A 15,634-nucleotide genomic window follows, 5' to 3' on the forward strand; every position below is an offset into this window, starting at 1 on the left:
CGCGTTGGGCTCCTGACGCCGAAGCATCCGCCGAGCGAGTCTTCGAGCGAAAGCGCATGCGAGAGGCGCGGCCGCTGAGCGGCCCGGCCGATAGGCCGCAAGCGACCGAAGGGAGCGCTCAAGAACACCCCGTTGGACGAGCGCTGGCGCAGCCGTCTTCGGCTCCGCCGCAGCGTCGAACATTCGGAACGCGCCGGAGCTCCCTCCCGAACACCCGCGACCGCCCGGCACCACGAGCGCCCCACGCCGGAGTATCCGCCGAGTGAGTCTTCGAGCGAGCGCCCAAGAACACCCCGCCGAGCGGCGAAGTGCCAGCAACGCGCGATCGACACAACCCAAGAGCCCAAACCCCCGAGGCGCAGCCGCCATACACTGGCCCAACCCCCGGAGACCCCACCATGCCATCCCTCTCCATCGTCTCGGGCCCCAATGAGGGCGACTACTACCCGCTCGGCACGCGGACCATGGTCATCGGCCGCGACGAGGCCTGCCCCGTCCAGGTCAACGACGACCGCGTCAGCCGCCGCCACCTCCAGATCCGGCTCGACAACGGACGCTACCTGGCCACCGACATGAAGAGCGCCAACGGCGTGGCCATCAACGGCCGCCCGGTCGAGGGCGAGTGCGAGTTGCAGGACGGCGACGTGCTGGAGATCGGCCGCTCGAAGGTCGCCTTCTGGGAGGGCGAGTTCGAGGACCGCGAGAGCGCGATGGACCACTGGCGTGAACGCGGCCAGCGCGGGCGGCCGACGCTCCAGGATTAGCCGGCCGGCTTCTCTTCCAGCACGTTCGCCCCCTCCTCGGGATCGCGCGACTCGTCGGCCTGCTTCTCCAGATCGTGCGTTTCGGTGCCCAGGTCGCCCTCGGCCTCGATGGTCGCGTCCGGGGACTCGGCCGGCCGTGGCGCGACACGCTCCCGATCGGCGGTCTGCTGGGCCGCCGCCTCGTCACCCTCGAGCATCCGCACCGGCACACCCTGCGGGAAGATGACCTCGCGCGCCTCGTCGGGCATGGAGATGCCCTCGCTGGTGAGCGCCGCCTTGGCCCGGCGGATCGCCGAGCTGGTGACCTTGAGCATGCTGTGCTCCGTGCCGTCGATCCAGAAGTACGCCCGCAGGTTCACCGTCGAAGCGCCAAGTTGTTCGATGAGCACCAGCGGCTCCGGGTCGTCGATCACCGCCGGGTGAGCCACGAGCATCGCGTGCAGCACCTCCTGCGCCTGTGCGACGTCATCGTCGTAGCCCACGCCAACCGTGAAGGTCAACCGCCGCTTCGGGTTCGCCGTGAAGTTGCGGATGGTGCTCTTGTACACCGTCGAGTTGGCGATCTGGATGTGGTTGCCATCGAAGTCGATCAGCAGCGTCCCGCGGCTGGTGACCTTGCGAACCACGCCGGTGTTGCCATCCACCTCGATCACGTCGCCGAGGTGGAACGGCCGCTGGATGCTGAGCAGCAGGCTGGCCAGGAAGTTCTCGGCGATATCGCGAAACGCGAAGCCGAGGATAAGGCCAAGGACGCCCGTGCCGCTGACCACGGTGATGGCCACGCGTGTGAGCCCGCTGATCCGCAGGGCGATATACACGCCGATCAGCAGCACAACGATGTACACGACCTTGCGCAGCACACCGCGCAAGAGGTCGCTCTCGGTGCCTCGGCCGATGATCGGGCCGACCGCCCGCTGCGCAAGCGAGGCAAGGAAGAACGACAACGCGAGCACGACCAACCCGACGCCCACGAGGGGGCCGTTGGCGACCATCTGCCGCCATAGCGTGACCAGTTCCCGCTTGGCCGGCTCGAGCGTCCAGATGGGCCCCTGCTCGATGGCGATGTTGTTGACCACCGCGACCACGCCCTCGGTCCGGCGCGCCAGATCGCCCGCGAGCTTCCTGGATTCGTCGTACACGGTCGATCCGCTCAGGAACGCCACGCCCTCGCGCACCTCGACCTCGATGGTCGAGAACCGCTCGGTCGCGACGAGCACCTCGCGCAACCGATCGGCGATGCGCGTGTCGTCGACCTGGTCGTTGACATCGACCGCCTGCTCGCTGGCCGACAACTCGGCATCGGGCTCGGTGACTTCCCCGGCCGCCGGCTGCTCGTCCTGCCACGCCCACGCGGGCGCAACAAGCACGAGCGCGACCAGAATGACCGCGAATCGGAACAGTGGGTTTCGCACGGGCATCCTCGGTTAGGTGGGTTAGGTGTTCTTGCCGATGAGGAAGTAGAGGATCATGCCGATGACCGGCAGCAGGAGCACGACGAGGATCCACAGCACCTTCCAGCCCACGCTCTTGCCGGCTCCAAGGATGCTGATGATCGCGATAATATCCAGGATCAGGACGATGAGCCCGATGATGCCATATTCCATTTTGAAACTCCCAGGGGTGCCTTCGAGTATGCCGGGGCGAATCCCCGACGCTTTCAGAATATGAACCGGCACGTGAAACAACCCCCGCTCCGGGGGTGAAAACCGGCTCATACTGGATCAGGAGATCGGTGTTAGTTTTCGAGCAGCCCGCGAGCCTCGCGCATCGTCACATCGTCGATCAACGGCCGCGCCACGCCCCGGTCGCCCATCTTCAGCAGCCACGGCGCCGACTCGTCGGCGTCGCTGAACTTCCCGTCACCATCGGTGTCGCCGAGCAATTGGAAGTACACGTACTCGCGCTCCCAATCGATCCACGAGCGGACCACCAGCATGCCCTCGGGCGTGACGACCCGCGGGTTGCGCGCGTCGCCATCGGCCATCCACGCCCGCCGCGCGTCCAGGCTGTCGAGCAGGCCGTCCTCGTTGGTGTCCTCGGTCGTCGCCAGGTACATCACCGCCCACACGCTCCGCTCGGGAGACTTGGGCGGCGTCAGGAACGCCACCGAGCTGATCACGCCCCGCCGATCGAGCAGCATCCATCGCTCGTCATTCGCGAGATCACGCCCGAACGCGTTGTGCCACCGCACGCCGGTGGCGGCGTACGACGCGCCGCTGCGCGAGTCGCGCGACGCGGTCTCGAGCCAACCATCATTTCCGCGCCCTATTCTGCTCCGCATCGCCGGTGCTGTTCCACGCCGTCGGTAGGGGTCATCGGATTGGAACCACCCCTTCTCGTCTTCCATAACGAAGGGCACGAGCACCACCTCGTGCCCGGGCAGCCCGATGGGCCGCTCCAGCGCCGCCCGCCCCTGCACCGACTCGCCCACTGTGGTCTTCGAGATCGTCAGATCGTTCTTGGCGTACGTCCGACCCGTATCGCACCCGCCAACGGTCGCGACCAACGCCCCGCAAACACCGATGAATATTCCGCGCATGGATTGCCTCCTGGGTTGTTTCTAAATAGTGAGTGCGAGAGCCGTCCGCTTCAAGCGCAGCCGTCCTGGAACAAATTCTGGAACACAAGAAAGTCGAAGATCGTCAGCACGCCATCGCCGTCGAAGTCCGCGGCCACGTCCCCCGCGTCGAACAGGTTCTGGAACGCGAGGAAGTCGAAGATCGTTAGATCTCCATCCCCGTCCAGATCGGCCGGGCAAATCGCCGCTTCACGGATCTCCACGAACGAATCGGCCGCGAATTCGTGATTGCTCACAACCCCGCTGGGCCATCGCACCTCGACCATCGCCACCGAAGCCAGCCCGAGCCCGAACTCAAGATCCAGGCCGCTCGTGCTCGCCGCGTTGCTGCTGCCGCTGGCGACCTCCTTCATCTGTGTCTCGCCGGCCTCAATGGTCCCATCACCATCAAGATCGGCCGACACCAGAACCCGCGCCCCGATCGCGTCCCGCGTCGAACGCAGCGGCCCAGACGTGGTTGGATCGCCCTCTACCCGGATGCTCAAGAACCCGTTGGACGACCCCGCCATGTCGGCAAACCCATTACGCATCATCGCCGATGCCAGCCCGTCGATGTTGATCAGGAACAGGTCGATCCACCCGTCACGGTCGTAGTCGGCCGACATGCTCCCGCGCGCCTCACGCCGGTCACGCGCGATGCCCAGCGCCTCGGCTTGCTCGGCGAACCCCGTTCCCGTGTTCATGTACAGATAATCACGGAACGGGAAGCTCGTGGTCGTGTGCAGGTCCTGCCAGCCGTCGTTATTGAAGTCCTGGAATTGCGCGCCCCACCCCAGCTTGGCCGGCGCGTGGTACGCCGGCGCCACGTCGGCGGCCAGCTCGAAGCCGAACGCGCCCGTGTCGGCCAGTTGCCCCAGCCATAGATCGTTCATGCCCGGCGATGATGGCTCGCGGATATCCGACATGTCGGTGATGTACATGTCCAGATCGCCGTCGTTGTCCAGGTCGGCCACGTCGATGCCCATCGCGAACGTCGAGGCCGCGCCAAACTCCGGGCTCAGGTCGTACGTTGCCACGCGGAACCCCAGCCACGTGCCGTCGGCATCGGCCCCCTGGTTGATGTAGAGCATATCGCGGTCGGTCGGCCCGCCGATCTTGTTGGTGGCCAGCAAATCGGGCCATCGGTCATTATTAAAGTCGGCGAAGATCACGGCGTTGCTCGAGCTGAACCGCTGGTGCTCATTCTCGTAGCTGCCATCGGCCGCCACCCACCCCGGCACGTCGTACGCCATCGTCATGTCGGTGAACGTCCCGTCCCCGTTGTTGATGTAGAACACGTCGCGCCGCCCCGGCACGTCGTACGGACCCTCGAATGGCAGCGGCTTCTCGAAGTACCCGTTGTGGTTGCCCACATACAGGTCCAGGTCGCCGTCGCGATCCGGGTCGCCCCAGGCCGCCGTCAGCGAGTTGTCGAGCGCCACGCCCTCGTAGAAGCAGTTGCCAACGCCCAACTGATCATCGGCCACGCCCGGCGTCGGGTCGGTACTCGCCGTGACGTCGACAAACGACATCGTGCCGCTTTCCACCAGCATGTTCTTGAAGAGCACGTTGGCACCGTCAAAGTTCACGACGTACAGGTCCAAGTCCCCGTCGTTGTCGTAGTCTCCAGCAATCGCGCCCGTTGCGTCGCCCGCATCGGCCGCGCCCGAGGCGTCGGGCATCTCAACGAAGTACCTTCCGGCGACCGGCCCGGGGATGTTCAGGAACAACTGGTTCGTCCCCGGCGGCCCCATCGACAGCGCGCGCACGAGGTACAGGTCGGGGTATCCATCGCCGCTTAAGTCGGCAAACACCCCGCCCGGCCCGCGCGAGTCGCCCGTTGTCGCGCGATAGCCCGCCAAGCCAACATCCTCGGTCACGTCCTCGAACGCCTCCTGCGCTCCGGCTACCGAAGCCGCCAAGCCAAGCGCAACCGCCACCCGTGTCATCATGCCCATCGTCCACCTCCCGTGGTGCAGCGCACCTCAGCACCCCGCCATGAACTGCGTCTGGAACTCAAGAAAATCGAACAGCGTGAACTCGCCATCGCCGTCGAAATCGGCGAGCGGATCCGCAAGATCGAAGAGGTTGAAGAACGCCAGGAAGTCGAACACCGTCGCCTCACCGTCACCGTCCAGGTCCACGGCGCAATCGCGGCCCACGAGCACCCGAAGCTCACCTTCGACAAGGACATCGAGCCGTGATTCGCTCAGCGACGACATCCGGTCCACATACACGTCGTACCGAATCGTCCGTGTGCGAACATCCAACACCACAGGCCCCGACAGCACATCGGAAACCGTCAAGTCGATCGCCCAGAACGGCATCGGGTTGGTCGGGTCCGCGTAGATCGCACCGGTACCCGGGAAGTTGAGCTGCCCGGCGAGGATGCCCTCGATGCTGTCGCCTACCAACTCGCCGCGTTCCGTACCCGGCCCTCTCATGGGGTCAAGCAGCCGCCAGTTGCTCAGTTCCCCCTGCAAGGCCGACACTTCAAAGTTCGTCGCCACGCCCGCGATCGCGTAGTCCCGGGCTTCGAAGCCGGCTTGCAACGTAATCGTGATCGTCTCGCCCGGCGTGGGCTCTGGGTTCGACACGTCGATGAAGATCTCCACGCCCTGGGCCGCTGCTCCAGCAGCCGCCAACAATACCGCCGCACCACATGTAAGTCGCCGCATCTCAATACCCCTTCCTACTTCTTGCGCCCAACGGACGCCCTAGCACCCCGCCATGAATTGCGTCTGGAACTCCAGAAAATCAAACAAGGTGAAATCCCCATCACCATCAAAGTCCGCCAGCGGATCGGCCAGATCGAACAGGTTGAAGAACGCCAGGAAGTCGAACACCGTCGCCTCGCCATCGCCGTCTAGGTCCACGGCGCAGTCGCGGCCAACGAGCACCCGAAGTTCGCCCTCGACAAACACGTCCAGCCGTGATTCGCTCGTCGAAGAACTCATATCGATATACACGTCGTACCTCGTCGTCCGAGTCCGCACATCCAACACCACAGGACCCGAAAGTACATCATCCACCGTCAGGTCCACCGCCCAGAAGGGGATCGGGTTCGTCGGGTCGGCGTAAATACCAGCTGTCGCAGGGAAGTTTAATTGCCCCGCGAGGATGCCCTCGATGCTGTCGCCCACTGGCATCCCCATGCTCGTGCCGGGCCCGTCCATCGGTGCAACGAGGCGCCAATCGCTCAACTCGCCCTGGAGTGCCGAGACCTCGAAGTTGGTGACCACACCCGCGATGGCGTAGTCCCTTCCTCCATACCCCGCCTTCATCGTGATGGTGATCGTCTCGCCCGGCATGGGCTCGGGGTTCGACACCTCGTAGAAGATCTCCCAAGTCTGGCCCATCGCCCCGCCGGCCATCGCCAGCACCGCCGCCGCACACGTCATCCCGCGCATGTCCATGCCTCCTGTCGGTTGCCCCGGGCGGGCCACCACGAGCCACACACCATGGCCTCACACCGATAACTCGCCCGAGCACCAATCTACCAGAAATCAGCGCGCGAAACAACAGCAAGGCCTATCTCGCGTATCTCAACGCGAAAAGCTCGCGGATATGCAACTGATTACGAACAAATGATGAAGGCAAGGCAGAATACGACCGCGCCACACGTGGCCTCTCTACAACGGGCGCGTCGCTGCCCTTACCTTCGATTCACGAATCCCCAAACAACCGTCGCTCAACAGCCTCGACTAGCGCGTGCAACACAAGCATGTGGATCTCCTGGATCCGGTCCGCCGTGGGGGCTCCTACCGGCACACCCGGAACGATCCACTCCAGGTCGCTCGTGCCCGCCAGCTTCCCGCCGTCGCGTCCGAGCAAGCCGATGGTCCGCATTCCGATCTCGGTCGCCGCCTCGACCGCGCGCACGACGTTGGCCGAATTTCCGCTCGTGCTCAGCGCCACCAGCACGTCGCCGGGCTTGCCCAGCGCCCGCACCCCACGCGCGAACACCTCGTCGTACCCGTAGTCATTTGCAACACACGACATGTGCCCCACATCGGTCAGGCTGACCGCCGCGAGCGCCCGGCGATCCTTGCGGAACCGTCCGGTGAGTTCTTCACAAAAGTGCATCGCGTCGCACGCTGACCCGCCGTTGCCGCACGCCAGCACCTTCCCACCCTCGCTGAACGATTCCGTGAGCATGTCCGCGGCAAGGTCCAGCGTCGTGAAGTTCCGCCCGTCGGCCAGAAAGGCCTCGAGCGCCAGCTTCGCGTTCTGGAAGGCCTCGATCACGGTCAGTTCGCCTCGGCCAACTCGGCGGTCTCGCCCGCCTCAACCTCGGCCGCCTCGCCCCGCTTCATATGAGCGAGCGCATCACGCAGCTTGGGCTTCTCGACCCCATTCGCATCTGGTGCCTTCGCCGACGAATCCACAGCCGCAGCACTCAATCGCCCATCGGCACCCACCTGATCGAACCGCACGCCCACCCGCGTCGACACGCCGCGCTCCTGCATCGTCACGCCGTGCATCCGGTCGCACATCGCCATCGTCTTCTTGTGGTGCGTGATCACGATGAAGTTGCTCTTCACGCTGAACTGCTTCACCACGCGGCTGAACCGATCGACGTTGGCATCATCAAGGGCCGCGTCCACCTCGTCCAGCACGCAGAAGCAGCTCGGCTTGCTCTGGAAGATCGCCAGCAGCAACGCCACCGCCGTCATCGCCTTCTCACCGCCACTGAGCTGGCTGATGGAGCGGGGCTGCTTGCCCGGCGGTCGCGCAACGATCTCGATCCCACTTTCGAGCAAGTCAACTTCGTCGGTCACAACCTTCTGCCCATCCACCTCGCGCACCAGCGGCATGAGCTTGATCTCCGCACGCCCACCGCCAAACAACTGCCGGAACAACCCGTCATCGCCCGCGAAGCTCTCGCGCACACGTTCCAGCATGTCGCCAAACCGATGCCGGCTCGCCTCGTTCAACTGGTCGATCAGCGTCTCCAGCCGGATGCGCGCGTTGTCGATGTCCTCGACCTGGGCCGCGAGTTGCTCGTTCTTGCCGGCAAGCTGGCCCTCCTCGTCCATCGCCGCCAGGTTCACGCTGCCCAGCTTGTCGATCGACTTCTTGAGCGTCGAGATCGCCTCGCTCGATTCTTGATCGCCCATCGCCCGCATCACGCCGTACTCGTCTCCATCGGACCCGGAGCCCAGCGCCTCGCGATACCCCGGCAACTCGGCGGGCAAATCCAACCCGTCCTCGTCCATCGTTCGCTGCACCAGGTTCTCGAGCCTGATGTCCGCCTCACGCCCGCGGAGCTCCAGATCATGCCACGCCTTGTCGACGTCGCCCGCGCTCCGCCGCGCCGCGTCGAACTTCCGCTCGAGCCCCAACGCCGCCTCCTGCGCGCCGTGCAAAGCCGCCCGCTTGCCGTCCAGGCCCTCGCGCACCGCCTCGGCCTCTTCTTGCAGCGATTCAATCTCTTCTGCAGCCTCGCGCGCCGTCTTCTGGTGCGCCTGCGCCTGCTCGCTGGCCCGTTGTACGTGCGCCGCCAGGTCACGCTGGCTCGCCCGATGCTTCGCCGCCGCGTCGCGCAACCCCGAAGCCTCACGCCGAACCGCACCGATCTGCTCACCCAGCCTGCTCGCCGACACCCGAGCGACCGTCAACGCCTCGCCCAGCGAGTCGGCGTCCTTCTCCGCCTGCTCGGCGACGGCACCCAACCCATCGAGCGCGGTACGCTCATCATCCAGGATGCCCGACAGCGACGCCAGCTTGCCCTCGAGTTCCTCGACCTTCTCACGCGCCTGCGTGCCACTCTTCGCAGCCGCATCCTGCTCGTCGCGGGCCCGGTTGCGCTGGCGATCCAACCGCGCGAACGCATCGCCCGCGCGCTCGGCCTCACCCTCGGCCTTCAACCGAGATTGCACGAGTTCGTTGAGCGTGCGCTGCACCGCCGTCTGCCGTTCGGCCAGGTCGCCCGCCTTCTCGTCCAGCGTCCGCAATGCCGCCTGTGCGCGCTCGAGTTCGCCGGTCGCCCGCTCCAGATCCACCGTCAACTGCTCGAGCTCGGCCCGGCGTTGCAGCACGCCCATCGCCTGCCCGCCCTCGCCGGCCTCGGCCGTCAAGGGCCCAGCGCTCACCACGCCCGGGTACCGAAGTACGCTCGCGTTCCCATCGGCGATCGTCGCCCCACGCATCGGCCCACGCATCGGCCCAGCCGATAGCAACGCCGCGGCTTCCAGGTCGCCCGTGCGCCAGCAGTCGTGCAGCAGCACGTCGAGCAACCCCGACACCGAGGTCGGATCAACGCCCGCCGCCCGGCACGCCACTTCATCCACGCCGGCTACCTCACGCAACGGCAACAACCGCCCCGCCGCGCGCAACGCCGCGAACGCCGCGTGGTCGTAGCGCTCTTCGACAGCAGGCACACCGATACCAAGCGGCACGAAGCTCACCCGCCCGGTCAGTGTCGCCAGATCCTCACGGCTGGGCATCGCGTCCATCGAGGGCACTACCAGCGCCGCCAGCAACGACCCCAACGCCGCCTCAACCTGCGGCGCGTGTTCGATCGGCACCCGGATCAACTCGGCCAGCGGAGCGATGACGGTGCCGAAGCCCTCGCCTCGTGCCACCCTATCGAGCACCTCGCGCGCCGGCTGACCCAGCCCCTCGCGAGAGGCCAGCACCTCTTCCACCGCGTGATGCCGCGTCTCGAGCCGGAGCCGCCGCTCCTCAAGCGATTTCACTTCCTGCGATTGCTTCGCGCGGCCCTCACCCAACGACGAGGCTTCGGTCTCCAGCCGCTCCGCCTCGCTCGTGCGCTGTGCGTGGGCATCGCCAAACTTCTGTGCCTCGCCGAGCGCCGCCTCACGCTGCCCGCTCGCTCGCTCGGCCTCTTCGTCGAGCCCTGCCAACTCGGCCTCCACCAGCCGCGCCTTCTCGGCGAGTTGGTCAGCCCGCCGCGTTTCTTCCTCGATGCGCGCCTTCGCCGAGAGCTGGTCACGCTCGATGCGCTCGACCTCGCGCCGCTTCTCGCCGTGGGCTTGCCGATGCTTCGCCACGTCTTGCTGCGCCTGCTGACGCGCCTGAGACGCCTGCTCCAGCACACGTTCGGCGTCGGCCAGTTGCTCGGCCACCGCGGCCACCCGCTCGGCGGCCTTCTCGGCCTGCGCCTCGGCCTCTTCGGCGGCCTGCTCCACCTCGGCCAGCCGCTGACCGTCGGCGTCGAGCCGAGACAACGCCTCGCTCGCCGATCGCTCGGCCAACTCCCGCTTGTGCTTGGCTCGCTCGACCGATGCGTTCGCCTCGGCCAATTCCGCTTCCGCCGTGCGCAGCGCCCGGGCCGCGTCGTGCCGCTTCAGGTCGGCCTCCTGGCGTTCCTTCTCAAGAGCACCCAGCTCGGCCTCGGCCTTGTCGCGCTGCGCCCGCGCGCCCTCCATATCCTCGTGGATGCGCTCGACCGCGGTGGTCAGGGCGTCGTGCTGGGCCAGCGCCCGCGACGCCCGCCACGCCCTGAGTTCGGCGTCCAGCTCGACGAACTGCCGCGCCTTGGCTGCCTGCCCGCGCACGATCTTCAGCCGCCGCTCGGTGTTGGCAAGCTGCTCGCGCGTCACCGCCAGGTTGCGCTCGGCCCGGTCCAGCTTGCGGATCGACTCGACCCGACGCTGGCGGTACCGCGCGATCCCGGCCGCCTCCTCGAAGATCGTCCGCCGCTCCTGCGGGTTGGCCAGCAGCATGGCGTCCACGCGACCCTGCTCGATGATCGAATAGGCATCGGCACCCACGCCCGTGTCCAGGAACAGGTCGCGGATGTCCCGCAGCCGGCAGCGCTTGTTGTTAATGAGATACTGGCTGCCACCATCGCGATACAGCCGACGCTCGACCTCCACGATGTCGGTGTCCACCGGCAGCCCGCGACCCACCGTCCGCCGGTCCGCCAGCACGCTGTTGGCGTCCGGCTCGTCGTCGATGTCACTCGATTCGTCCTCGGCACCATCGAGAGTGGCGTTGATCTCCAGCGGCTCGGCCTCGGGGTCCTGGACCTTCGGTGCCTCGTCCAGCGGCGGGTTCTCGAAGGTCAGCGTGACGCTGGCCATGCCCGCCGGCTTGCGTGCGGCCGAGCCGGCAAAGATGACGTCCAGCATTTCCTTGCCGCGCAGGCTCTTGCTGCTCCGCTCGCCCAGCACCCACTTCAGGGCGTCCACCACGTTGCTCTTGCCGCAGCCGTTGGGCCCCACGATGCCCGTCACGGGATCATCGAAGTGGAACTCCGTCCGGTCGTCGAACGACTTGAATCCATTGAGCGTCAGCTTGGCAAGCCGCATCGGACCTCCTGTCCCCAATTGGCCTGCTGATACAGGCCAGGGGCGGCATCCTGCCGCCCGAGCCACAGTATCGGCCCCGTGCCGTTGGAGACGTGGGATTCTTCGGCCCTTTCCACGCCCGCGTTGGCTGGTTATCAGCCCTGTCCGTCCGGAGCGGTTTCGCCCCGATCGGCACCGCCGCCCTCGCCCCGGATTGACCGCTGGATGTAGCTCTGCAGCGGATCGGGCTCTTGGGCCTCGTCGCCCTCGAACTCGGGCCGGTCGGCTGCCGTCCCGCGGGTGAATCGGTCGACGCCCTCGCGCAGCAGGTTCTGCTCGACCTGCCACTGGGCTTTTACCGCGTCCACCCGCTTGAGCTGGTGCACCACGGTGACGATGTTGCCGAAGCTCATGCCCAGCCCCCCCGTGGGCCGCTCCACGGTGGGCTTGGTGGCCAGAAACTCGATGAACTCGTGCAGGCTCGCCGGCGCGTTGGTGATGGTCACCAGCCAGTCGGCCGGCTGGTGGCGATAGCGCACCCGCACGTCGTAGCCCTGGGGGTCGAAGTCCGGGTCGCCCTCGTTCGGTCGCGCCAGGATCAGGTCGTCGCTCAGCCGCAGCACGGCCCCGGGCTCGATCTGCATCTCGGGCCCGAACAGCACCAGGCCGGCGAGTCCTTCTTGGCGCAGGAAGATCAGCGGCTCGCCGATGGGCACGCGGTCGACCACGAACCCGCCGGGCATGACGTCCCGTCGCAGGCCCTGGATCAGGCTGCCGCGGAACCGATTGCGGGCGTACTCGCTCCAGGCTCGCAGCACGCTCACGGGGTCGTCGCCCGGCTGCAGTTTGGATTGCTCCATCATCATGGCGCGCAGCTCGCGCAGGCCGGCCCGCCTGGCGATGGCCTTGTACGCCGCCACGCGCACCGAGACCAACTCGGTACCAGCCAACTCTTGCAGCGTGGCGTCGATCATGGCCCCCGTGCCCAACTCGCCCAGCAATTCGATGGCCTCGATCTGCAGCGCCGGATCCGAACTCTGGGCGATGGCGATGAGGGGGCGTTCGGCGTTGGGGTCTCCCAGCTTGGCGCCCACCCGCAGCGCCGCCATGCGCGGGGCGATCTCCGGCGAGTCGTACAGCGTCGAGATGGTGGTCGAGCCCCGGATCACCACCGGCCCGAGGGCTTCCAGGGCCCATGCGATGCGGTCGGCCGAGCCCGGCTCCTCGCGAAGGGCCTGGATGTACCGGCCCACGTATCGCTCCTCGCGGCCCTGGGCGTCGGGGTTGATGTGGGCCACCAGCCGCAGGAACTCCTCGGGCTTGTCCTTGTAGCTCCAGGGGATGCTGACGGTGACCAGCGAGGTCGAGGCGTCGGCCTGGCCGGTCAGGCGGCCGCTGGCGATGTCGCCGCGGTCGACCGGGCTGTTCCCGAAGCGGCTGTTGATGAGCGACGCGATCGCCCGCGTGCGCCTCGGGCTGGGCACGTTCAGGCGGATGGCCAGCTCCAGCGGATTGGTCATCACCCCGCCGCCGATGACGCGGCCCTGGGTCTTGTTGGCCGCCGGGCCGGCGGCGAAGGGGTTCACGTACACCGGCCCCTCGGCAAAGCCGACCAGCCGGGTCGCGGGCCCGCCCTGCACGGTGGGGCGGCCCAGCCGCAGGTCGGTGCGCCAGAGGTGCCCGCCGGTCAGTTCTTCGTTGTTCAGCGAGTAGACCAGGATGTCGAAGGTCGAGCCCTGGGGCGCGCCCGGCGCGACCATCGCCAGCACGGCCACCACCGACACATCGGGCCGGCGCAGGAAGCTCTCGGGGCTCTCGCCCTCGAAGGGCGTGCCCTCGAACATGTCCATGCCGCGGGCGCCCTCGCGGAGTGCGAGCTGGCGGACGACGGTGGCCTCGACGGCCTGGGGCAGCGGGCCGCCCTCGCCCGACGAGCCCACCACGATGCCCAGCCCCGACACGAGCGTGGGCTGGATGCCGATGAGGTCGGCCGACGCGCCCACGGTGCCCCGCAGCACGCTGGGCCCGTCGAACGGCGCCACCACGCCGCCGCCGGGGTTCACCACCCGGCCCTTGCCGCGGCAGCCGGCGATCGAGGCGAGCGTGAGCCCCAGCAGGGCAACCACCGTCAGGGCGGCGGTCAGGTGGCGGGCGGGCGTGCGGTTGGCCATGCGGCGATCTCCGGCGGGGGCGGGCATGTCCTCTCTGGATACGAGAAGGTCCAGACTTTACGGCCGCCAGCGGCGATTGCTGCATGCGGCTGGCGTGGCGGGGGCTCTCGAAGAAGGATATGCTCGAGTTGTTTGGCATCCACTCGGCATGTGCGAACGGTTGCCGCCATCTGGTGGTGATTGAGCCAGATTTTGCCAGAATTTCATGTTGGGTACCGCATGGTGTATAAGCATTTACCAGAACCACTACCTGTCGAAATATGGCGCTTGTGCTGTCGGTTGGTGGTATTGGAGGGGCGCAAGTGGTCTCACAGGCGTGGTTTACCGTGAAGATGGGCAGACCGACAGGTTGTCCATACTGTATCTTGTGGTGAAAAAGTCTTGCGTCCACGAATTGTAGTGGGTAGAGTGGTGGCACCGATATTCGCGTCTGGCTGGGTGGCCTGGACGCCGGTGGGCTTCAATCAGGGAAGGATCCGACGATGCCCGTGCTGTGCGACGAACAGATCAGGGAGCTGGTCCGCATCGAGCCCTTCGAGAAGGGCGAGCGGCGTCCTGGTAAGATTTCGTACGGTGTGTCGAGCTACGGCTACGACGTGCGCGTGGGTCCGAACTTCAAGATCTTCACGCCCACGCCCCGCAGCGGCGGCATCACGGTCGTCGACCCCAAGAACTTCACCGACGAGCTGTTCGTCGAGGTGAACACCGACGACCACAACACCGACCACGTCATCATCCCGCCCAACAGCTTCGCACTGTGCGAGACGGTCGAGTTCTTCGAGATCCCGCGGGACTGCCTGGTCATCTGCGTGGGCAAGAGCACCTACGCCCGCTGCGGCCTGATCGTGAACGTGACGCCGCTGGAGCCCGAGTGGCGCGGCAAGATCACGCTGGAGATCAGCAACACGACGCCGCTGCCGGCGCGGGTGTACGCGAACGAGGGGATCGCGCAATTGGTCTTCCTGAAGGCGGACCAGGTGTGCGCGACGAGCTATGCGGATAAGGCTGGGAAGTATCAGGATCAGGGTGGGTTGACGTTGCCGAAGGTGGACTGAATTGTCTGGAATTCCCTCGCAGCTTAATTTCTACGATCTTGCCTTGGTCGTCACGCCGCCGGTGATTCTTGCTGGCGCAATACTCCCGGCTCTTGAAGTGATGTATGGCTGCGCTAGCAAGATGGTGAGCAGTCAGGCCTTCACAACTCTTTCCACGCTGGGAACGTTTCCTTCTCTCGTACTTGCTCTGGTCTCCTTGGCATGTCTGTTCACCTTTGGCCAGTTACTCCTTGGTGTGACTGACATACTGAGGCTTCGTTTCACACGCGTAGTGTTTGAAACTAAGAAGGGCTTGTCCAAATTGATCCCAAGCCGCGTTGAGAAGATGCTGGCTTGGGTTCCAGATCGGTTTATTGACATTGGCGATCCATTCGAGCGAGGCCTAAAGCGGATTGGATCCCAACGCGACTTGTTCGAGGATAGCCTTGCTCGGCTCAGGCTTGCTGATGCGTCAGTGACTAGAGCAAGGTCCCAGGTCTGGGCAGCAGCAGGATACCTACAACAGAATGCCAACTACGGGCACGCAGATCGATTCAATACTCTTGCAATTTTCTCGTTCTGCATTGCGACTATCAGTAGTCTCTCAAGTGTGCTCTCTGCATTCGCGGCCTTCATCATGGCTTCCGCGCCTTTAGGCGCGTGGGCTTTCGCTCTGGCTGTGACCGCGTTCTTTTTCTATCACAGGGCACTGCAGTTTCATCAGTTTTTTGCTACCACAGTAGCGAGCGGATTTATGGCCCATCAAGCCGGCGAGCGTCTCGCGCAGTTGCAACTGGTTGAAGTTCCCCGCGATTCCAAGGTTGGATAGAAGCAAGATTTAGGTTCAGGA

General features: G+C 65.9%; 12 protein-coding genes. 3 read left to right on the top strand and 9 right to left on the bottom strand.

Features of this window, described 5'->3' with window-relative positions:
- Positions 1-398 precede the first annotated feature (398 nt).
- The gene (locus NCW75_00005; GenBank protein UYV12689.1) at positions 399-764 is read left to right on the top strand and encodes an FHA domain-containing protein; all 366 of its coding nucleotides are present in this window, start codon (positions 399-401) and stop codon (positions 762-764) included.
- Here NCW75_00005 and NCW75_00010 read toward each other — a convergent pair.
- The 9 genes from NCW75_00010 to NCW75_00050 form a co-directional block, all read right to left on the bottom strand.
- Positions 761-2,176 carry a mechanosensitive ion channel gene (locus NCW75_00010; GenBank protein UYV12690.1) on the bottom strand — a complete coding sequence of 472 codons (1,416 nt, stop codon included), beginning with the start codon at positions 2,174-2,176 and terminating at the stop codon, positions 761-763. The two genes, NCW75_00005 and NCW75_00010, sit on opposite strands and share 4 nt — an antisense overlap.
- A gap of 21 nt (positions 2,177-2,197) precedes the next feature.
- Complete coding sequence (locus NCW75_00015) at positions 2,198-2,368, bottom strand: PLDc N-terminal domain-containing protein (protein ID UYV12691.1); 171 nt, start codon at positions 2,366-2,368, stop codon at positions 2,198-2,200.
- Positions 2,369-2,499: 131 nt separating this feature from the next.
- A complete protein-coding gene (locus tag NCW75_00020; GenBank protein UYV12692.1) occupies positions 2,500-3,303 on the bottom strand; it encodes a hypothetical protein in 804 nt (267 codons plus the stop codon).
- Positions 3,304-3,353: 50 nt separating this feature from the next.
- Positions 3,354-5,279, bottom strand: coding sequence for an FG-GAP-like repeat-containing protein (locus tag NCW75_00025; protein ID UYV12693.1), 1,926 nt, complete (start codon positions 5,277-5,279; stop codon positions 3,354-3,356).
- Positions 5,280-5,306: 27 nt separating this feature from the next.
- Positions 5,307-5,999 (bottom strand): hypothetical protein, encoded by a 693-nt coding sequence (locus tag NCW75_00030; protein ID UYV12694.1) that lies wholly within the window; start codon positions 5,997-5,999, stop codon positions 5,307-5,309.
- A 39-nt stretch (positions 6,000-6,038) separates the two neighbouring features.
- Positions 6,039-6,731: a hypothetical protein gene (locus tag NCW75_00035; GenBank protein UYV12695.1), complete on the bottom strand. Its 693-nt coding sequence runs from the start codon at positions 6,729-6,731 to the stop codon at positions 6,039-6,041.
- Between the two features lie 256 nt (positions 6,732-6,987).
- Positions 6,988-7,569 carry a D-sedoheptulose 7-phosphate isomerase gene (gmhA, locus tag NCW75_00040; GenBank protein UYV12696.1) on the bottom strand — a complete coding sequence of 194 codons (582 nt, stop codon included), beginning with the start codon at positions 7,567-7,569 and terminating at the stop codon, positions 6,988-6,990.
- Positions 7,570-7,571: 2 nt separating this feature from the next.
- Positions 7,572-11,600 carry a chromosome segregation protein SMC gene (gene smc / locus NCW75_00045; protein ID UYV12697.1) on the bottom strand — a complete coding sequence of 1,343 codons (4,029 nt, stop codon included), beginning with the start codon at positions 11,598-11,600 and terminating at the stop codon, positions 7,572-7,574.
- Positions 11,601-11,734: 134 nt separating this feature from the next.
- Positions 11,735-13,777, bottom strand: a complete 2,043-nt coding sequence (locus tag NCW75_00050; GenBank protein UYV12698.1) for a flagellar basal body P-ring protein FlgI — start codon at positions 13,775-13,777, stop codon at positions 11,735-11,737.
- Between the two features lie 455 nt (positions 13,778-14,232).
- On the opposite strand from NCW75_00050, the gene dcd reads away from it, so the two are divergent.
- Together dcd and NCW75_00060 are read left to right on the top strand one after the other, a co-directional pair.
- Positions 14,233-14,805 carry a dCTP deaminase gene (dcd, locus tag NCW75_00055; protein UYV12699.1) on the top strand — a complete coding sequence of 191 codons (573 nt, stop codon included), beginning with the start codon at positions 14,233-14,235 and terminating at the stop codon, positions 14,803-14,805.
- A gap of 43 nt (positions 14,806-14,848) precedes the next feature.
- A complete protein-coding gene (locus tag NCW75_00060; GenBank protein UYV12700.1) occupies positions 14,849-15,613 on the top strand; it encodes a hypothetical protein in 765 nt (254 codons plus the stop codon).
- Positions 15,614-15,634 lie beyond the last annotated feature (21 nt).

Source organism: Phycisphaera sp., assembly GCA_025916675.1.
Classification (GTDB): Bacteria; Planctomycetota; Phycisphaerae; order Phycisphaerales; family UBA1924; genus JAHCJI01.